This window comes from Halomonas sp. LBP4, assembly GCF_003202205.1.
Taxonomy (GTDB): Bacteria; Pseudomonadota; Gammaproteobacteria; order Pseudomonadales; family Halomonadaceae; genus Halomonas; species Halomonas flagellata.
Genome location: NZ_PDOG01000004.1, coordinates 247095 through 266766 on the forward strand (window position 1 = coordinate 247095; position 19672 = coordinate 266766).

Annotated in this window: 15 protein-coding genes; all 15 read right to left on the reverse strand. The window is 70.2% G+C overall.

Translation table 11 applies throughout. From position 1 onward, the window contains the following. Positions 1-46 precede the first annotated feature (46 nt). The 15 genes from CR157_RS14545 to cheA all read right to left on the reverse strand — a co-directional run bounded on the left by CR157_RS14545 (position 47) and on the right by cheA (position 19651). On the reverse strand, positions 47-472 hold the full coding sequence (locus tag CR157_RS14545; RefSeq protein ID WP_110284249.1) for a flagellar protein FlhE: 426 nt from the start codon (positions 470-472) through the stop codon (positions 47-49). Further along, positions 469-1017 (reverse strand): hypothetical protein, encoded by a 549-nt coding sequence (locus CR157_RS14550; protein ID WP_110284250.1) that lies wholly within the window; start codon positions 1015-1017, stop codon positions 469-471. Before CR157_RS14550 ends, CR157_RS14545 begins: the two co-directional genes overlap by 4 nt. Next, a complete protein-coding gene (flhF, locus tag CR157_RS14555) occupies positions 1014-3182 on the reverse strand; it encodes a flagellar biosynthesis protein FlhF (RefSeq protein WP_110284251.1) in 2169 nt (722 codons plus the stop codon). Before flhF ends, CR157_RS14550 begins: the two co-directional genes overlap by 4 nt. A 22-nt stretch (positions 3183-3204) precedes the next feature. Then, a complete protein-coding gene (gene flhA, locus CR157_RS14560) occupies positions 3205-5286 on the reverse strand; it encodes a flagellar biosynthesis protein FlhA (protein ID WP_110284252.1) in 2082 nt (693 codons plus the stop codon). Beyond that, positions 5283-6440 (reverse strand): flagellar biosynthesis protein FlhB, encoded by a 1158-nt coding sequence (gene flhB / locus CR157_RS14565; protein ID WP_110284253.1) that lies wholly within the window; start codon positions 6438-6440, stop codon positions 5283-5285. The genes flhA and flhB overlap by 4 nt, the downstream gene beginning before the upstream one ends. Positions 6441-6565: 125 nt before the next feature. Then, positions 6566-7255 carry a protein phosphatase CheZ gene (gene cheZ / locus CR157_RS14570; protein ID WP_110284254.1) on the reverse strand — a complete coding sequence of 230 codons (690 nt, stop codon included), beginning with the start codon at positions 7253-7255 and terminating at the stop codon, positions 6566-6568. A 37-nt stretch (positions 7256-7292) separates the two neighbouring features. Then, positions 7293-7682, reverse strand: a complete 390-nt coding sequence (gene cheY / locus CR157_RS14575; protein ID WP_110284255.1) for a chemotaxis response regulator CheY — start codon at positions 7680-7682, stop codon at positions 7293-7295. A 76-nt stretch (positions 7683-7758) separates the two neighbouring features. Continuing rightward, positions 7759-9462: a methyl-accepting chemotaxis protein gene (locus tag CR157_RS14580; RefSeq protein WP_110284256.1), complete on the reverse strand. Its 1704-nt coding sequence runs from the start codon at positions 9460-9462 to the stop codon at positions 7759-7761. A 111-nt stretch (positions 9463-9573) separates the two neighbouring features. Then, entirely contained in the window at positions 9574-10635 is a 1062-nt protein-coding gene (locus CR157_RS14585; RefSeq protein WP_110284257.1) for a protein-glutamate methylesterase/protein-glutamine glutaminase, read from the reverse strand. Positions 10636-10757: 122 nt separating this feature from the next. Further along, positions 10758-11627, reverse strand: coding sequence for a CheR family methyltransferase (locus tag CR157_RS14590; RefSeq protein ID WP_373681021.1), 870 nt, complete (start codon positions 11625-11627; stop codon positions 10758-10760). Further along, the gene (locus tag CR157_RS14595; RefSeq protein ID WP_110284258.1) at positions 11624-13807 is read right to left on the reverse strand and encodes a methyl-accepting chemotaxis protein; all 2184 of its coding nucleotides are present in this window, start codon (positions 13805-13807) and stop codon (positions 11624-11626) included. Before CR157_RS14595 ends, CR157_RS14590 begins: the two co-directional genes overlap by 4 nt. Continuing rightward, the gene (locus CR157_RS14600) at positions 13797-15170 is read right to left on the reverse strand and encodes a methyl-accepting chemotaxis protein (RefSeq protein ID WP_373681022.1); all 1374 of its coding nucleotides are present in this window, start codon (positions 15168-15170) and stop codon (positions 13797-13799) included. Before CR157_RS14600 ends, CR157_RS14595 begins: the two co-directional genes overlap by 11 nt. Positions 15171-15303: 133 nt before the next feature. After that, positions 15304-16971, reverse strand: a complete 1668-nt coding sequence (locus CR157_RS14605) for a methyl-accepting chemotaxis protein (RefSeq protein WP_258364183.1) — start codon at positions 16969-16971, stop codon at positions 15304-15306. 98 nt (positions 16972-17069) lie between these two features. Then, entirely contained in the window at positions 17070-17564 is a 495-nt protein-coding gene (locus CR157_RS14610) for a chemotaxis protein CheW (protein ID WP_110284261.1), read from the reverse strand. After that, entirely contained in the window at positions 17561-19651 is a 2091-nt protein-coding gene (gene cheA, locus CR157_RS14615) for a chemotaxis protein CheA (RefSeq protein WP_110284262.1), read from the reverse strand. The genes CR157_RS14610 and cheA overlap by 4 nt, the downstream gene beginning before the upstream one ends. Between the last annotated feature and the right edge of the window lie 21 nt (positions 19652-19672).

Consider the following 19672-nt stretch of genomic DNA (forward strand, 5'->3'; position numbering starts at 1 on the left):
GCCCCCGTCAGGACCTTCCCTCAGCGATAGTTCTTAACGATGGTGCTCAGCGATAGTTGACGATCACCTGCAGCCCCTGCACCGCCACCGCCTGTCGCTGGACCGGCGCCAGGGCGAAGCGGAAGTGCAGCGGCGCGTCTGCCGGCAGCCCGGCCAGGGCACGGCTGCGGCCCTGCGCCGCCCCCAGCGCCATGCACCCCTCGGCGTGACAGAGCCTGGCCTGCACCGATGCGCCGGGCGGCAGCCGGAACCGCCAGCCGACGCTGTCGATCGTCCCGCCCGACACCGCCGCCGGCGGTGGCAGCGTCGCCGACGCCACCTCGCGTTCGACCAGCGCCACCCGCACCCCCGGCGCCGTGGCCACCCAGCTACCGGCGGCGAGCGCCGGCCCGACGGTCAGCGCCATGACCAGTGCCAATGCCGGACCGAGCGCCACCCCCAGGCTGGCCAGTTTCCCCCCCGCGCCGCTCATGCCAGCACCACCAACTCGATGCCCAGATAGGCCGCGGCGGCCTGCTGCAGGTTGTCGAGCAGCCCATGGCGCGAGATGCCGGGCGGATGCACCGCCAGCAGACGCCGCGGACCGGGGCGCTCGGCGAGCCGAATCAGCACCCGCCAGGCACGGCGGAAGGCTTCGGCGTCGCCCTCCACCCACAGCGCCCAGCGCGGTTGCTGGGCGGCCAGCAGCGCCAGGTGGGGGCTCGTGACCCCGACGGGCACCACCTGCCAGGCCGCCGGGTCCCCCACCCAGCGACGCCCCTGGGCGGCCCAGTAGTCGATCAGGGCGCCGACCCGCCTGGCCTGCCGCGGGGAGCCGTCGGGCAAGCCCACCACCATCAGGGTGACCGGCGACGAAGCCCGCGTGACGGCCGGCGAGGGCGGCCGAGCGATCGGTGCTGACGGCCCGGCCACCGCCAGCTCGCACAACATCTCGGCCACGTGCCGCGGGCAGCCCGCCTCGTTCGGTGGCGCGCTGGACGCCCACTGCCGCAAGCCGTCGGCCTGATCGGCACTCATCCGTCGAGCCCCTCCAGCCCCGCCGCCCCCAGCTGGCGAATGGCGTCACGCGCCACGCCGAGATAGAGCAGCGCCTCGAGCAGCGTCTCGGCGCTGCGTCGGCGACGGCCACCGAGCAGGCCCAGCAGCTCGGCGCGCAGGTCCATGGCCCACTCCGCCTCGCTGCGCTCCAGCTGGCCGGCCACCGCGGCCAGGCCGGCGGCGATCGACAGCCGCAGCGCCGGCATCAGCGCCGGGTAGGCGTCCTCGAGCCGCCGGTGGGCCCGACGGGTCAGCCGCGGCAGCGCCTCGGCGTCAAGCTGGCCGAGCAGCCACTCCACCGCCTCGTCGCCCAGCCACTCCGGCGCCAGCCAGCAGCGACGCCCCAACCGACGGCCGCTCTCGCGCTCCTCCAGGTCGGCGAACCAGGCCCGCAGTGGCGCCGTCGTGGTCTCATCGCTCAGCGAGAGCCGCGCCAGCCGAATCCTGGTCTCGCGTCCCTTCAGCCGGCGAATCGGCTCGGCCAGGGGGGCGGCCAGGTCGGCGAGAGTGCCGAGGGCGTGACGCTCGCCCGCGTGGGCCACCCGCTGGGTGGCCCGGGCCTGGGCGACCCAGACACCGTCACGGGCCGCCAGCCACGCTCGGGCCTCGTCGTCGGGCGGTGTCGGCAACAGGTGGACGGCAGCCCCATGGGTTCGCTCGGCCCAGTCGAGCCGTGCCGCCTGGCCGGCCGGCTGGCGATGCTGGGGCAGCGGCAGGGCCGACCAGCCGCCTGCGGCGTCGAGCGGCAGATCGGGCGGCGACCAGTCGCCGCCGCGCACCCGGGCACGCGGCGTCCAGAGCATGCCGTGGGCACGCACATCTGCGGCCTCGAGCAGGGCATCGAGCCGCTCGCCCTGCAGGCTCGTCGGCAGCGCCGAGAGCGCCCAGGCCGCCTCGAGAGCGGCGAAGCCGGTGATGTGCCGGCGCAGGCCGGCGAGCACCGTCGCCAGCCGTCGCCCCTGGCCGAGCAGCTCCCGGGCACCGCCCGCGGAGGCCGGTTCCGGCGCCGGGGCGGCACGGCGGGCCGCCAGCGCCTGGCCCACCAGGTCGGCGGCGTCGGCGACCGCCAGGTCCTCCGGCACTCGCTGGCCATGGGCCACGAACAACAGCCGCAGGCCATGACGCATCAGGGCGTCGAGCAGCGGCCCCGTGCGCCCCGCCTCGTCCTGCTTGCTGATCACGCAGTCGTCCAGGGAGGCGCCGGCGGCGCGGGCCGCCTGGCGGTAGTTGGTGATCACCTCCTCCAGGGTCTCCGGCTGGCTGGCGGCGTTGAGCAGCAGCACCAGGCGGACCGCCACCGGTCCGCCCTGCAGCCGTGCCACCTGCTCGATGATGCGCCGGTCGCGCTGGCTCATGCCCACGGTATCGATGATCACGAAGCGCTTGTCGGCCAGCCGCGCCAGCAGCTCGTCCAGCGGCTGCTCGGCGTCCAGGGCATGCATGGGAATGTCGAGCAGCCCGGCGTAGATGCGCAGCTGCTCATGGGCGCCGATGCGGAAGCTGTCGGTGGTGACCAGCGCCACCTGGTCGGGACCGTGGCGCATCACGTAGCGGGCCGCCAGCTTGGCGGTGGTGGTGGTCTTGCCGACCCCGGTCGGTCCCACCAGGGCCAGGATACCCCCCTGATCGAGCAGCGACGCCTCGTCGTCGAGCACCGCCAGGCGCGCACTCAGCTGGCGGCCCAGCCAGGCCAGCAGGCGCTTCTCGCCGGCGTCCTGCAGCTCCTGCGGCAGGCCGGCGAGCAGTTCCTCGATGATGGCCCGGCCGAAGCCGGCCTCGGCCAGCCATTGCGCCAATTGCTCGCGACGGCCCGCTTCGGGGGCCTGCTCGGCCCGGGACCGGGCCAGCAGGGCGCGCATGTCCTGCATCTCCCTGAGCAGCTGCGCGCTCGTGGCCTGGAAGGCCTCGGCGCCGCTCGCCGGCGGCGAGACCGGTCGCCGCGGAGCGGCCTCGGACAACGGGGCGGGCCGGGAATCGGCGGCGCTACCGGCCATGGCCTCGGCGACCTGGTCGGCCAGGGCGAGGATCTCCACCCCGGTCTCGGTGCGGCGGTTGGCCAGGATCAGGGCATCATCGCCCAGGGCGGCACGCACCTGGCGCATCGCCTCGCGGCTGCTGGCCCCAGTGAATCGCATCACGCTCATCTACTCAGTCTCCTTCCACCTGTCAGCGCCCCCCCACCAGCTGGGTGACCCGCAGGGTCCGGTCGTCGGGAATCTCGGCCTGGGACATCACCACCAGGTGGCGCAGCCGTCGGCGCAGGAAGCGCGCCAGCACCGGGCGCAGGGCGTGCTGCACCACCAGTACCGGTGGTTCGCCGCTCGCCTCCTGCCGCTCGAGGGCCTGTTCGGCCTGGGTCATCAGGGTCTCGGCCAGGCCCGGCTCCAGCGCGCCGCTGCCGTTCATGGCCTGCATCAGCACCTGCTCGAGCTGCGCCTCCAGGCCGATCACCCTGAGCTCGCCGTCACCGGGGAACCACTGCTGGACGATGCTGCGGCCCAGGGCGATCCGCACCAGGGCGGTCAGCTCGCCGGCGTCCTGCTGCTGGCCGGCATGCTCGGCCAGGGTGTCGAGGATGGAGCGCAGGTCGCGGATCGAGACGTCCTCGTCGAGCAGGTTCTGCAGGATGCGCTGGAACACGGTGAGCGAGATCGCCTTGGGCACCACCTCCTCCACCAGGCTCTTCTGCTCCTCGCCGAGCTTGTCGAGCAGCTTCTGCACCTCCGCACGCCCCAGCATCTCGGCGGCGTGCTGGTGCAGCAGGTGATTGAGATGGGTGGCCACCACGGTGCTGGCATCCACCACCGTGTAGCCGTAGACCTGGGCGTGCTCGCGCTGGCCGCTGTCGATCCATACCGCCGGCAGGCCGAAGGCCGGGTCCCGGGTCGGGGTGCCCGAGAGCTCGCCCGATACCTGGCCCGGGTCGATCGCCAGCCACTTGCCGGGATAGGCCTCGGCGCGGCCGATCTCGGCACCCTTGAGGGTGATCACATAGGTGTTGGGCCCGAGTTCCAGGTTGTCGCGGATATGCACCACCGGCGGCAGGAAGCCCACCTCCTGGGCGAACTTCTTGCGCACGCTCTTGATGCGGCCGAGCAGCTCGCCCTCCTGACGCTGGTCGACCAGCGGGATCAACCGGTGTCCCACCTCGAGGCCCAGGGTATCGACCAGTTGGACGTCGTCCCAGCTCGCCTCGGGCGCCTCCGGCGCCGGCAGCGGTTCGGCGGCGAGCTCCTCCTGGACCTGGCGCTGCTCCTTCTGGCGGATCAGCCACCAGGCCAGGCCGCCGAGCAGCACGGTGAAGATCAGGAACACGACATTGGGCATGCCCGGCACCAGCCCCAGCAGCCCCATGACCGCCGCCGCCAGTATCATCACCTGGGGGTTGACGAACAGCTGGCTGATCATCTGCTGGCCGACGTCCTGGTCGGTGTTGACCCGGGAGACGGTGACGCCGGCGGCGGTGGAGATCACCAGCGCCGGGATCTGCGCCACCAGGCCGTCGCCGATGGTCATCAGGGTGTAGGTGCGCGCGGCGCTGCCGAAGTCCATGCCGTGCTGCAGCATGCCGATCAGCAGCCCGCCGATGATGTTGACCACCATGATCACCAGGCCGGCCATGGCGTCGCCGCGCACGAACTTGCTGGCACCGTCCATGGAGCCGTAGAAGTCGGCCTCCTGGGCCACCTCGCCACGGCGCTGCCGGGCGTCGTCCTCGCCGATCAGCCCGGCATTGAGGTCGGCGTCGATGGCCATCTGCTTGCCGGGCATGGCGTCGAGCATGAAGCGCGCGCCCACCTCGGCGATGCGCCCGGCGCCCTTGGTGATGACCATGAAGTTGATGACGATCAGGATCAGGAACACCACCAGGCCCACGGCGAAGTTGCCGCCGACCAGGAACTGGCCGAACGCCTCGATCACCTTGCCGGCGGCAGCGCCGCCCTGGTGGCCCTCCATCAGGATGACCCGGGTGGAGGCCACGTTGAGCGACAGCCGCAGCAGGGTGGTGAACAGCAGCACCGCCGGGAAAGCGGCGAAATCCAGCGGCTTCTGGGTGAACATGCTGACCAGCAGCACCATCACCGCCAGGGCGATGTTGAAGGTGAAGAACAGATCCAGCGCGAAGGGCGGCAGCGGCAGGATCAGCATCGACATGACCAGCAGGATCAGCAGCGGCCCGGCCAGCAGCTTCATGCGCACGTCGCCCATCCAGTCGCGGCGTCCCAGATAGTCTCCCCAGGCCTTCATGCGTCAGCCTCGCGGTGGCGGCCCGGCATCGCCAGGGAGTCCGGTACCGGCAGGTCCTCGGGTGTCGGTGGCACCTCGCCCCCCTCCTGTGACACCCGCCGCAGCCGGAAGGCCCAGGCCAGGACCTCCGCCACGGCGGTATAGAGTGCTTCGGGGACCTCGGCGTCGAGGTCCACGTGGTGGTAGAGCGCGCGGGCCAGCGGCGGCGCCTCGAGCCGCGGCACCGTGTGTTCCTCGCCCAGTTCGCGGATCCGCGCGGCCACCTGGTCGGCACCCTTGGCGACTACCCGGGGCGCCGCCATGCCGGTCTCCTCGTACTTCAGCGCCACGGCGTAGTGGGTGGGGTTGGTGATGATCACGTCCGCCTCGGGCACCTGGCTCATCATCCGTCCCCGGGCCATGGCCTGCTGCTGCTGGCGGATCCGCGCCTTCACATGGGGGTCACCCTCCGACTCCTTGTGCTCGCGCTTGACCTCCTCCTTGCTCATGCGCAGTTTCTTGGCATGGCTCCAGAGCTGGTAGGGCACGTCGATCAGGATCACCACCAGCAGGGTCAACACCATCAGCCCGGAGGCCAGGGCCGCCAGCTCCATGGCACTGGCCAGGGCCTGCTGGATCGGCTGGTCCATCAGGCTCATGAAGGTACCGCGGTTGAGCCACAGGAAGGCCCCCGCCACGCTGCCCACCAGCAGCGACTTGGCGATCGCCTTGGCCAGCTCCACCAGCGCCTGGACGCCGAAGATGCGCTTGAGCCCCTTCAGCGGGTTGAGCTTCGACAGTTGCGGCTTCAATGACTTGGCCGAGACCAGCCAGCCGCCGAGCAGCGCCGGGGCCGCCAGCGTCACCACGGTGAGCAGCAGGAACAGCGGCAGCATCGCCAGCAGCGTCCGTTCCCCGAGGTCCAGGGCGTGGCTGAGCATCGGCGTGGTTTCCAGCGCATGGCGCCGCTCGAACAGGAAGGCCTGCTCCATCACCAGGCCCAGCTGGTCGTAGAGCATCGCGCCCATGGCCCACAGCCCGCCCACGCCGCCGAGCAGCAGCATGAAGGTGGTCAACTCGCGGGAACGGGCGACCTGGCCATCCTCGCGCGCCTTCTCCAGGCGGCGTGGCGTGGCCTCTTCGGTCTTTTCCTGATCGCTGCTCTCGTCGGCCATGGCCAGTCATCGGGACACTCGTGTGGACCCTGGCCATTGTGGTGACTGGAGGGAAGGGGCGATACGTCGATAAGCGCCGATAATCGTGTCCTGTTCACGACTATCGACGGCAGGGAAGGTGTCGGTCAGAAACCCAGTTGGTCGAGCAGGTCATCGACTTGGTCCTGGCTGCTCACCACGTCGGCGGCCTCCGGCTTGATCTGGGGGCCGTTGAGCAGGCCCTCCTCGCGCTTGCGGGCGTCGGACTGGCGCTGGCCGTCGGCGCGGCGCTGCATGTCGTTGCGCTTCTCGCCCTCGGGCACGCTGTCGATCAGCACCTGCACCAGCTGGGTCTCGATCTCGCGGATGACGTCCATCATCTTCTTGATCACCTGGCCGGTCAGGTCCTGGAAGTCCTGGGCCATCATGATCTCGAGCAGCTCCTTGCTGGTGGCCTGGGCCTGCTCCGGCACCTCGGCCAGGTACGCGCGGGTCTCGGTGACCAGCTCACGGGCCTCGTCGAGCGCCTTGGGCTCGGCGAACCACTCGGCCCAGCGCCTGTCCAGCTGCTCGGCCCTCTCGCTGAGACGGTCCTGCAATGGCTGGGCGCGGTCGATGGCATTGAGCGCCCGCTCGGCGGCCTGCTCGGTCATGGCGCCCACGTAGTTGAGGCGGTCCCGGGCATCGGGAATCGCCTCGGCGGCCCGCTCGATCTCCTTGTCGAGCCCCAGCTCGCGCATACTCTCGCGCAGCATGCGGGTCAGGTGCCCGATGCGCTGCACCAGGTCGTCGCTGGCCGCCGCCTTGGCGATATCGGGCTGCTCGTTCGTGCTCATGATTCGGTCTCCTTCGCCCCGGGTCGTCCCGGCGGCCTCACATGCCCAGTTTTTCGAAGATCTTGTTGAGCTTCTCTTCCAGGGTGGCGGCGGTGAAGGGCTTGACCACATAGCCGTTGGCACCGGCCTGGGCCGCGGCGATGATGTTCTCCTTCTTGGCCTCGGCGGTCACCATCAGCACCGGCAGGTGCTTGAGGCCGTCATCGGCGCGGATCTGCTTGAGCATCTCCAGGCCGTCGAGGTTGGGCATGTTCCAGTCGGAAACCACGAACTCGAAGCCGCCGGCCCTGAGCTTGGCCAGGGCGTCCTGACCGTCCTCGGCTTCCTCCACGTTGGTGAAGCCGAGCTCCTTGAGCAGGCTGCGCACGATGCGGCGCATGGTCGGAAAGTCATCCACCACCAGGATGCTCATGTTCTTGTCTGCCATCGGGATTCCTCTATCGATTCACGGCATTCGGGATGACCGGCGGCCGGGCCACCGGTCAGGTTCGGTAGATATCGCGTCAGAACTCTTCCCACTCGTCCTCGGTGACCGCCTCGCGGCGTGCCGGACGAGGGGCCGGCGCCTGCCGGCCGGCGGGCGGCTGGCTGGCCTGCGGCAGCGCGGCGGGGGAGCGGTCGGCCTGCGGCAGCGAGGGCTGGCTCGCCATCCCGGCCAGGCGGAACACCGCCACGGCCTGCTCCAGGCGGCTCGCCTGCTCCTCCAGCGAGGCCGCGGCGGCCGAGGCCTGTTGCACCAGGGCGGCGTTCTGCTGGGTCACCTGGTCCATCTGTCCCACCGCCTGGCTGACCTGCTCGATGCCGTCGCTCTGCTCCTGGGAGGCGGCGGAGATCTCATCCATGATGTCGGTGACCCGCCGTACCGCGGTGACCACCTCGTCCATGGTCGTGCCGGCCTGCTCGACCAGCGTCGAGCCCTCCTGCACCTGGGCCACCGAGCCCTCGATCAGCGCCTTGATCTCCTTGGCGGCATCGGCGCTGCGACTGGCCAGGTTGCGCACCTCGCCGGCCACCACCGCGAAGCCGCGGCCCTGCTCGCCGGCCCGGGCCGCCTCGACGGAAGCGTTGAGCGCCAGGATATTGGTCTGGAAGGCGATCGAGTCGATCACCCCGGTGATGTCGGCGATCTTCTGCGAGCTGGTGGAAATGCCATGCATGGTCTTGACCACGCGCTCGACCACCTCGCCGCCACGCTCGGCGGTCGAGGAGGCGTCCAGCGCCAGGCCGCTGGCCTGGCGGGCGTTGTCGGCGTTCTGCTTCACGGTGGCGGTGAGCTGCTCCATGCTCGCCGCGGTCTCCTCGAGCGAGGCCGCCTGCTGCTCGGTGCGCGAGGACAGGTCGACGTTGCCGCCGGCGATCTCTCGGCTGCCGACATGGATCGAACCGCTGCTGCCGCGTACGTCGCTGACGATCCGCGTCAGGCTCTGCTGCATGTCGCGCATCGCGGCGAACAGCTTGCCGATCTCATTGCGGCCGAGCACCTGGATCTCCCGGGAGAGGTCCGCCTGGGCGATGGCCTCGAGGCTCTCCACCGCCGCATCCAGCGGGCGGATGACGATACTACGCAGCCCCAGGTAGATCAGCACCACCAGCAGGCCGATCAGCGCCAGCACCCCCAGCCCGATCCATTCGAAGCGTTGGGCCTGGTCGTGGAAGTCGGCCACCATGGCCTCGGAACTCGCGAACCCGTACCTGACGAAGGCCGTCATGCTGTCCGCCAGTGCCGCCGAGGGCGCCTCGAGCTCCTCTCGCAGCAGGTTGAAGACCGGGGGGTCGAGCTGCTCGAGGCTGTCGAGCTGCTGGCGGACCAGGGCGAGCACGGCATGGAAGTCGTCGCCGAGGGGCTCGGCCAGGGCCTGGCCCTGCTCGGACTTGGGCACGCTCGCGAAGTGCTCGAAGCGCCGCTCGGCACGCTCGAGTCGATCCGCCGCCGCGGCGATCTGCGCGTTGGCCTCGTCCATGCTACCGATCATGATCAGGTTGGCGGCAGCCTCGAGACTGAACCGGGCCTGGCTGAGCAGGGCCTCGGCGCGGTTGACCTCGTTGAGCTGCTCGGTGCTGACCCGGTTGAGGGTGGTCAGCGTGCGGTCGCCGTGGCGCTCCGCCATGAAGCCCAGCGCGGCGATCACCGCGATGAACGCCACGAAGCAGGCCAGGACGGCGACCGTCGCCGCATGGATGCTGATATTGCGCAGTAATCGTGTCATGCCGGCGCTTCCTTCATTATCGAAATCATGAGTGTCATCGGTTCCGCTCGGCTCCCTGCCCCCTCGGATCGTCCCTGTGCCTGCTGCGGCCCCGCTACTCGCTCGGCGGCCTCACACACGCTGGGCACGGCCGGAGGCCGCCACCAGCGCCATCAGCCGCGGCGCGACGTCGTCGAGCGCCACCACCTCGCCGGCCCCGCCCAGGGCGATGGCCTCACGCGGCATGCCGAACACCACGCAGCTGGCCTCGTCCTGGGCGAGGGTCGGGGCACCGGCCTGGTGCATCTCGACCAGGCCCGCGGCGCCGTCCTTGCCCATGCCGGTGAGCAGCACGCCGATGGCGTTGCGCCCGGCCTGGGTCGCCGCCGAGTGGAAGAGCACGTCCACCGAGGGGCGGTGCCGGTTGACCGGTGGCCCGTCGTCCAGCCGCGCCACGTAGTTGGCGCCGCTGCGCGCCAGCTTCAGGTGGGCATCCCCCGGGGCGATGTAGGCGTGGCCCGGCAGGACCCGTTCGCCGTCCTCGGCCTCCTTGACGCTGATCTGGCACAGCCGGTCGAGCCGCTCGGCGAAGGAGCGGGTGAAGCCCCCCGGCATGTGCTGGGTGATCAGGATCGCCGGGCTGTTGGCCGGCAGCGGCTCCAGCACCCGACGGATCGCCTCGGTGCCGCCGGTGGAGGCGCCGATGATGACCAGCTTCTCGCTGGACACCAGCGGCGCCTCGAGGCGCACCGGCGGCGGGGCGTCGCGGCGGGTCGCCTGGCGCGGCCGCGAGCGTGAGGCGGCGCGGATCTTCTCGGCGATCTCCTCGGCGTACTCGAGCATGCCACTGCGGATGCCCAGCGAGGGCTTGGCGACGAAGTCCAGCGCGCCCAGCTCCAGGGCCCGCAGGGTCACCTCGGAGCCGGCCTGGGTCAGCGAGGAGACCATCAGCACCGGCATCGGGCGCAGCCGCATCAGGCGCTCGAGGAAATCGAGCCCGTCCATGCGCGGCATCTCCACGTCCAGGGTCAGCACATCGGGGTTGTGCCGCTTGATCAGGTCCCGGGCGGCAATGGGGTCCGGCGCCACCGCCACCACTTCCATGTCCGGCTGGCTGTTGATGATCTCGCTGAGCAGGTCACGAATCAGCGCCGAGTCGTCGACGCACAGCACCCTTATCCTGGCTGCACTCAAGGCAGGCCTCCTCATCCCTTCGGCGCGACGGCGCTGGATGGCACCGCCTCGAGTTCTGGCTTCATGTTCTTCTATCGGCGCCAGGCCCCCGAACTTTAGGCGGCCCGTGCCAGGCTTTCCCTTCAGGCCAGCGTGTAGACCGTCTGCCCCCGCAGCCGGAACGCCTGGCTGATATAGGAGAAGTTCTCGGAATGGCCGGCGAACAGCAGGCCGTCGGGCTTGAGCAGCGGGGCGAAACGCTCGAGGATCCGCGCCTGGGTCTCCTTGTCGAAGTAGATCATCACGTTGCGACAGAAGATGGCGTCGAAGGGCCCCTTGAGGGCCCAGCCGGGGGCCAGCAGGTTGAGCGACTCGAACGCCACCATGGCCCGGATGTCGGGCCGCACCCTGGCCAGTCCCGCCTGGCGCCCCGTGCCCTTCTGGAAGAAGCGCTTGACCCTCGCCTCCTCCAGCTTGTGCACCTGCTCCAGGGGATAGGTCCCGGCCCGCGCCCGGGCCAGGGCGTCGCTGTCGATGTCGGTACCGATCACCGTGGCCTCCCGGGGTCGGGGGCCCAGGGTCTCGGCCAGGGTCATGGCGATGGAGTAGGGCTCCTCACCGGTGGAGGCCGCCGCGCTCCAGATCCGCACCGGCCCCGGCCGGCCGCGCAGGTGCTCGGCCAGCAGCGGGAAGTGGTGCGCCTCGCGGAAGAAGGCCGTGAGGTTGGTGGTCAGGGCATTGGTGAAGGCCTCCCACTCGCGGGCCTCGGGCTGGCGCTCGAGCCGCGCCAGGTAGTCGCCAAAGCGGGTCAGGCCGTGATGGCGCAGGCGCTTGGCGAGCCGGCTATAGACCATCTCGCGCTTGTGCTCGGCCAGCACGATGCCGGCACGCCGGTAGATCAGCTCGCGAATCCGCGCGAAGTCGGCATCGGTCAGCTCCAGGTCCCGCTCCAGGCCCCCGGAGGACGACCAGCCGCCGGCGGTGAAAGCCGGTGGTTCCCGTGGTTCGATCAAAACTCCTCCCACTCCTCAACGTCGGCGGCCTGGTGACGCACCGGCTGCCGCGACTCGGCCTGGCCGGATGCGGGCAGGGCCGGCCGGCCGGTGCCATCGGCGCCCTTGTCGGCGGCCCGGGCGTGCTGCGCCTCGAGGCTCGGCGCCCGCTCCATGCCGGCGCCGCGCAGGCGGAAGGCCGACACGGCGATCGACAGCAGCTGCGCCTGGCGCTCCAGCTCGGCCGCGGCCCGGGCGCTGGCCTGGACCCGTGCGGCGTTCTGCTGGGTGACCTGGTCCATCTCGGTGATGGCCTGGTTGATCTGGCCGATGCCGCCGCTCTGCTCCTCGGAGGCCGCGGTGATCTCGCCCATGATGTCGTTGACCCGGGTGGTCGCCGACACCACCTCGGCGATGGCTCCCTCCGCCCGCGTCACCACCTCGGCGCCGGTACCGATCTCCCGGGAGGAGTCGTCGATCAGCGTGCGGATCTCCTTGGCGGCGTCGGCACTGCGCCCGGCCAGGTTGCGGACCTCGCCGGCCACCACGGCGAAGCCGCGGCCCTGCTCGCCGGCCCGGGCCGCCTCGACGGAGGCGTTGAGTGCCAGGATGTTGGTCTGGAAGGCGATGGAGTCGATGACGTCGATGATCTCGGTCATCCTGCGCGAGCTCTCGGTGATGCGTCCCATGGTCGCCACCACCTCCTGCATCAGCTCGCCGGTCTCGCGGACCCGGCCGGCGTTCTCGGTGGCCAGGCCGCTGGCCTGGCGGGCGTTGTCGGTGTTCTGCTCCACGGTGGTGGTCATCTCCTCCATGCTCGAGGCGGTCTGCTGCAGCGACGCCGCCTGCTGCTCGGTGCGCGAGGAGAGGTCGTCGTTGCCGACGGCGATGTCGCGGGCCGCCGGGGTCACCACCTGGATGCCGCCATGGACGTCGCCGACGATGCTGCCGAGGCTCTTGCGCATGATGTCCAGGGCCCCCAGCAGCCGGCCGACCTCGTCGCGACGGCGCGCCGGCACCCGGGCCGCCAGGTTGCCGGCGGCGATCTGAAGGGTGAAGGCCATGGCGTCGCGCAGCGGCCGGGCCACCGCCCGCAGCGTCATGACGCCCAGCACGACCAGCAGCAGCAGGCCGGCGGCCAGCCCCCCGGCCTGGGCCAGCAGCATCTGCCGCTGGCCGGCCTCGGCGGCGGCGGCCATCGCCTCGGCGGCCTGACGCTTGCGCTCGATGAGTTCGTTGGCCGTCGCCACCAGCTCCCCCGACGACTCCAGCAGCGGCGCCAGCTGTTTGTTGAGCGCCATCAGCGCATCGAAGGACTCGCCGGTGAGCGAGGCGGCCATCGGCAGCAGTCCGTCCTGCATGAAGGCATCCAGTGCCTCGCCGAAGGCACGGGTCTCGGGCGCCTGGTTGACTTCGCGGGCCATGAAGTCGGCCCAGATCGCCTCGAGCCGCTCGACGGTCTGCTGCAGATCGGCGGCGCGCTCCTCGCGCGCGCTCATCACCGACCTGCGGTCCTGGCGCGACAGGCTCTGCGGCGCCTCGGCCACCAGTTGACCGATCTGCTGCAGACGCACCACGTCCTCGAGGCCGTCGCGATTGAGCTCCGCCAGCCGCTCGCCGGACACCTGGAGGCTGAACAGCCCCATGCCGCCGCTGGCCAGCAGCAGCAGCGCCGCCACCCCGACCATCAGGGAGATCCGCGCGCGCATGGTGGAAAAATTGAGACGCGCCAGGGCCCCGCGCAGCCCGCGACGGCGCAGTTGGCCGCGCTCCAGGCGCAGGTGCTTGCCCTTGCCGGCGCGGATCCGGGCATAGGCATCCTCGGCCCGCTCGATCGCCTCGCGGCTGGCCTTGACCCGCACCGAGGCGTAGCCGACCACCTCGCCCTCCTCGACGATGGGGGTGACGTTGGCGTCGACCCAGTAGTGGTCGCCGTTCTTGCGCCGGTTCTTGACCAGCCCGCGCCAGCTCTCGCCGGCGGCGAGGGTCTCCCAGAGGTTGGCGAAGGCCTCCGGCGGCATATCCGGGTGGCGCACCAGGTTGTGGGGCGCCCCGATCAGTTCGTCGTGGCTGAAGCCGCTGACCTCGGCGAAGGCCGGGTTGGCGTAGGTGATCCGCCCCTTGAGGTCGGTACGGGAGATCAGGAAGTGATCGTCCTCGAGCTGGTACTCCTGCCGGGTGACAGGTTGATTATCGCGCATCGTCATTTCCCCTGGTGGCGGCTGTCGGCGCCGCTCTTGTCGATGGGTTGTCGTTAGGATGGTCGTGGCCGAGGCGGCCGGCGGGTTCCTGGCGTGCCCCGTCCCTCCGCGACGGCATCAGGGACGGCATCCAGCGGGCCAGGTCGCCGGTATCGTCGCTACCGCCCCCGGCCAGGCGGAAGCCGGCCACGGCCCCCTTGAGTCGCTCCGCCTCGGCCTCCACCTGGTGGGCCGCGGCGGCGGCCTGTTGCACCAGCGCGGCGTTCTGCTGGGTCACCTGGTCCATCTGCGCCACGGCCAGGTTGACCTGGTCGATACCGTGGCTCTGTTCCTGGGAGGCGGAGGCGATCTCGTCCATGATGTCGCTCACCTTCTGCACCGCGGCGACGATCTCGCCCATGGTCTGGCCGGCCCTGTCGGCTCGCGCGGTGCCGGTCTCGACCCGGGCCACCGAGGCCTCGATCAGGCCGCGGATCTCGCGGGCGGCATCGGCCGAACGCCCGGCCAGATTGCGCACCTCGCCGGCCACCACGGCGAAGCCGCGCCCCTGCTCGCCGGCCCGGGCGGCCTCGACGGAAGCGTTGAGCGCCAGGATATTGGTCTGGAAGGCGATGGAATCGATCACCTTGATGATCTCGGTGATCTGCTGCGAGCTCTGGCGGATCTCGTGCATGGTGGTGACCACCTCGCCCACCACCTCACCGCCCGCCCCGGCGGTACGCGAGGCCTCCACGGCCAGCTGGTTGGCATGATGGGCATTGTCGGCGTTCTGCTTCACCGTGGAGGAGAGCTCCTCCATGCTCGAGGCGGTCTCCTCCAGGGAGGCGGCCTGCTGTTCGGTCCGCGCCGAGAGGTCGCTGTTGCCGTGGGCGATGCGCTGCGAGCCGCGGTAGATGGCGTCGCTGCTTCCGCGCACCGTTCCCACGGTCCGCGACAGGCTCTGCTGCATCTTTTCCACCGCAGCGTAGAGCCGGCCGATCTCATTGTCGCCGAGATGCTCGATCGGCACCGCGAGGTCGCCGCCGGCCATGGTGTCGAAGTGTGCCACCACCCGCGAGAGCGGCCGGATCACGTTGACGGTGACGCCCCAGACCACGGTCAATGTGGTCAGTACCGCGAGCAGCAGCACGGCGACGATGGCCAGGCGCAGGGCGTCCGCCGCCGCGGCGAAGGCCTGCTGCTGCAGCGCGCCGGCCTCGCCGGCATGGGGGGCCATCTCGGCGACCGCCTGACGTCCCTGCTCGAGCACGTAGAGGCCCAACCCGCTGAGCGCCAGGATCAGGACGAAGAAGGTTCCCAGCACCAGGAACCAGCTCAGCCGCACCGTCATGTTATCGAGAACCCGCTTCACCCATCGCTTCACGCTGCCACCCCGTCTGTGAAATTCCCTGCTTCTGCCACGGTCGAGCCTTGGCACCCTTCGGATTCGGGGAGGGCCCGGCTCTCGCGGCCGGTTCCCCTCCCCCGACGCCAGGGGGCGTCATGACATGGCCGGGTCAGGCCTCGACCGGCGCCTGGCTCTCCTGCACTTCCCGAGACGCCCCGGGCGCCGCCAGGGCGGGGTGCCGGGCCTCGCCCGAGCCTGCTGCCGCCCGCTGGCCGGCAGCGACACGGAAGCGCTCGACATGTGCACGCAGGCGCTGGCCCTGGTCGGCCAGGCGCTGCGAGGCGACGGTGTGCTCTTCGACCAGGCCGGCGTTCTGCTGGGTCATGCGATCCATCTGGGAGACCGCCTCGTTGACCTGCTCGATGCCGTGGCTCTGCTCCCGGGAGGCGGCGGAGATCTCGTCGACCAGGGTGCTCAACTGGGTGATCTCCCGGGCGATACCGGCGATGATCCCGCCGGTCTCCTCCACCTGGCGGGTGCCCTCGACGACCTGGTTGTCCGAGGTCCCGATCAAGCCCTTGATCTCCTGGGCGGCCTCGGCGCTGCGACTGGCCAGCTTGCGCACCTCCTCGGCGACCACGGCGAAACCGCGGCCATGCTCGCCGGCCCTGGCGGCCTCGACGGAGGCGTTGAGCGCCAGGATGTTGGTCTGGAAGGCAATGGCGTCGATGGTCTCGACGATGGTGGTCATCTGGCCGGCGCTCTCGTTGATCGCCGACATGGAGTCGATCACGCTGGTCATGGCCTGGCGGCCCCGCTCGGCGCTCTGCGCCGCGCTGCCGGCCAGTTCACGGGCCTGCTCGCCGTGTTCGGCGTTCTGCTTCACGGTGGCGGTCAGCTGCTCCATGCTCGAGGCGGTCTCGGCGAGCGACGCCGCCTGCTGCTCGGTGCGGGTGGCCAGCTCGTCGTTGCCCGCGGCGAGTTCCGCCACGGCGTGGTTGAGCTCGTCGGCGCTGTGGTGGATCTCGCCGATGGTCGAGGCCAGCGAAGCGCGCATGCGGTCGATGTCGTAGAGCAGGCTCTGCCGGTCGCCCGCACTCAGGCGCACGTCACGGGTCAGATCGCCATCGGCGATATGGCTGACCACCTCGGCGGCATAGCGCGGGTCGCCGCCCAGACGGCGGGAGATATCGCGGATCGCGAGCCCCATCAGTCCCGTCAGCGGCAGGCCCACCGCCAGCAGTGCGAGCAGGTTGCCGACCAGCGAGGAGAGGAAGGCGGCGTCGATGTCATCGATGTAGACCCCGGTGCCCACCACCCAGCCCCAGGGCGCGTAGAAGGCATGGGAGGAGGACTTCTCCGCCAGGCCGCCCTGCGCCTCGTGGGCCCAGAGATAGTCGACGAAGCCATCGTCGTGCCGCACGGACTCGAGGAACTCCCGGAACAGGTAGCGCCCCTCGTCGTTCTGGAAGTCGCCGACGGAGGTGCCTACCGGCAGGCGCGGATGGGCCAGCAGCTCGTAGTCCTCGTTGAAGACATAGAGGTAGCCGCGGCCTTGGTCATAGGTCATGTCGCGGACCATGGCCGCCGCCAGGGTCCTGGCCTCGGCCTCGTCGAGCTCGCCACTCTCGACCCGCTCGGCCTGGCCGGCGATGGCGTTCATCGCCATGTCGATGGTGTCGCCGAGCGCCGCCTTGCGCTCGCTGAGCATGGTTTGCCGGTTCTCCCAGGCGCCCCAGCCGACCAGCAGCAGCATGGCCAGCCAGATGATGCCCAGCAGTCCCCACAGTCTTTTCGTTGTCGACGGTCCCTTCATGGCGTCCTCGGTCGTACTCATCTGGTGTTGTGGTGGTATCGGTGCGTCCCGCCTCGCACCGGCACTCATGGCTGGACATCGGCCCGTGCCGCCGGTGCTTGAGGCCGGTGGGGGCCGGCTCACTCGCCGGCGTGCTCGACCAGCGCCATCTCCTCGCTGGTCAGCAGCTTGTCGATGTCCACCAGCACCAGCATGCGGTCCTCCAGGCTGCCCAGGCCGCTGAGGAAGTCCGACGACAGGGTCACCCCGAACTCCGGGGCCGGCTTGATCTGGTCCGGCGACAGGGTCATGACGTCGGAAACGCCGTCGACCACGATGCCCACGATCCGATCCTGGACGTTGACCACGATCACCACGGTCTGGCCACCGTACTCGACCTTGTCGAGGTGGAACTTGATGCGCAGGTCGACGATCGGCACGATCACGCCGCGCAGGTTGGTGACGCCCTTGATGAAGTCCGGGGCATTGGCGATCCGCGTGACGTTCTCGTAGCCGCGGATCTCCTGCACCTTGAGGATATCGACGGCGTACTCCTCCTCGCCCAGCGAGAACACCAGGAACTCACGGTGGTGGGCGTCGGCCGCGGTCAGGGCCGCATCGGTCATCTGGTTCATGATGATGTCTCCAGCGCGTTGTCGGATAAGGCTTCGAGAGAGTGGGCGGCACGCCCGGGACGACGCGCCTCCTTCTTGGTCCGGCTGAGGCGGTGCAGGCCGGTGATGTCGAGGATCAGGGCCACGCTGCCGTCCCCCAGGATGGTCGCCGCCGATACCCCCGGCACCTTGCGATAGTTGGTCTCCAGGTTCTTCACCACCACCTGCTGCTGGCCGACCAGGTCGTCCACCAGCAAGGCGTAGCGGCGTCCCTCGCCCTGCACGATCACCGCAATGGTCTCGGTCAACTCGGTCCTCGCGCCGGGCACGTCCAGGGCCTCGTGGACCGCCACCACCGGCAGGTACTCGTCGCGCACCTTGAGCACCACGTCGTCGCCGGCCATGGCGTAGAGGTCCTCCCTGGCCGGCTGCAGCGACTCGAGCACCGCCGACAGCGGCAGGATGAACACCTCGTTGCCCACCTTGATCGACATGCCGTCGAGGATCGCCAGGGTCAGCGGCAGCACGATACGGATCGTCGTCCCCTCACCGGGCGTCGACATGATCTGCACATGCCCGCCCATGCCCTGGATGTTGCGCTTGACCACGTCCATGCCGACGCCGCGACCGGAGACGTCGGTGACCTCCCTGGCGGTGGAGAAGCCGGGGGCGAAGATCAGCTGCCACACCTCGTCGTCGCTCATGGTGTCCGCGACGTTCAGGCCGTTCTCGCGGGCCTTGGCCAGCAGCCTGTCGCGGTTGAGGCCCGCTCCGTCGTCGATCACCTCGATGAGGATGTTGCCGCCCTGGTGCCGGGCCGAGAGCGTGAGCCTGCCGGTGCGCGGCTTGCCCGCGGCCTCGCGCACCTCCGGCGGCTCGATGCCGTGGTCGAGGCTGTTGCGCACCAGGTGGGTGAGGGGGTCGATGATGCGCTCGGTGAGGCTCTTGTCGAGCTCGGTGGACTCGCCCTCGGTGATCAGCTCGATCTCCTTGCCGAGCTTGCTCGAGGTCTCGCGCACGACACGGGGAAAGCGACTGAAGACGAAGTCCATGGGGATCATGCGGATCGACATCACCGCTTCCTGCAGGTCCCGGGCGTTGCGCTGCAGCAGGTTCATGCCGTTGACCAGCGAGCCGTTGGTCACGCCGTCGAGTTCGCCGACGGTCTGGTCGAGCATCGACTGGGTGATGATCAGCTCGCCCACCAGGTTGATGATCTGGTCCACCTTGTCCACCGAGACACGGATCGAGGTCGACTCGCCGGCGCCCTTGGCCTTCGACTTGGCCGCCGGCTTCTGTGTCGGTGCCGACCGGGTCACGGCGGTGGCTGCCGGTCCGCCGGACGCCGGCTCGGCAGCCACCGGGGCAGCCGGCGCCTGCGGCGCCGCGGCGGTCGTCGAGGACTCACCGCCGGCCGCGCGCACCTCGACCTGCTCCGGCTCGACGATGAAGCACATCACCGCCTCGATGTCATCGGCGCTGGCCGTGGTCTCGAGCGTCACCTCGTAGCGGGCCGCGTCGCCGGACTGGTCGCGCACCTCGCCGAGCTGGCCGAGCTCCTCGACCAGCAACTGGCGGTTCGCGTCGTTTACCCCCAGCAGGGCCACGATCAGGTGGCCGGAGGCGGTGGCAGCCCCCGCTTCCGGCTCGACCACGGGCGTCGGCTCGGGCGCCTTGGCCGCCGTCGGTGCAGGCGCCCCGCCGCCGTCGAGATCCTGGCCGATCTCCTCCAGCGCCAGCTGCTGCAGGGTCCGGCAGATGCGCTCGAAGGCCTCCTGGTCCGGCTCGTTGCCGTTGCGATAGGCATCCAGCTGGTCGTGAAGCATGTCCTTGGTTTCCAGAAAGGTGTCGACGATGTCACGCCGCAGGGCGAGCTCCCCGCGGCGGGTATGGTCGAGCAGGTTCTCGAACAGGTGGGTCGTCTTCTGCAGCACGTCGAAGCCGAAGGTGCCGGCGCCACCCTTGATCGAGTGCGCGGCGCGGAAGATCGCATTGAGCTGTTCGGCGTCCGGCTCCTCGACATCCAGTTCCAGGAGGTAGCGCTCCATGTCGGCGAGCAGCTCTTCGGCTTCCTCGAAGAAGGTGTCGTAGAAATCGGTGATATCCATCCGCGTTTTCCACCCTGGAGT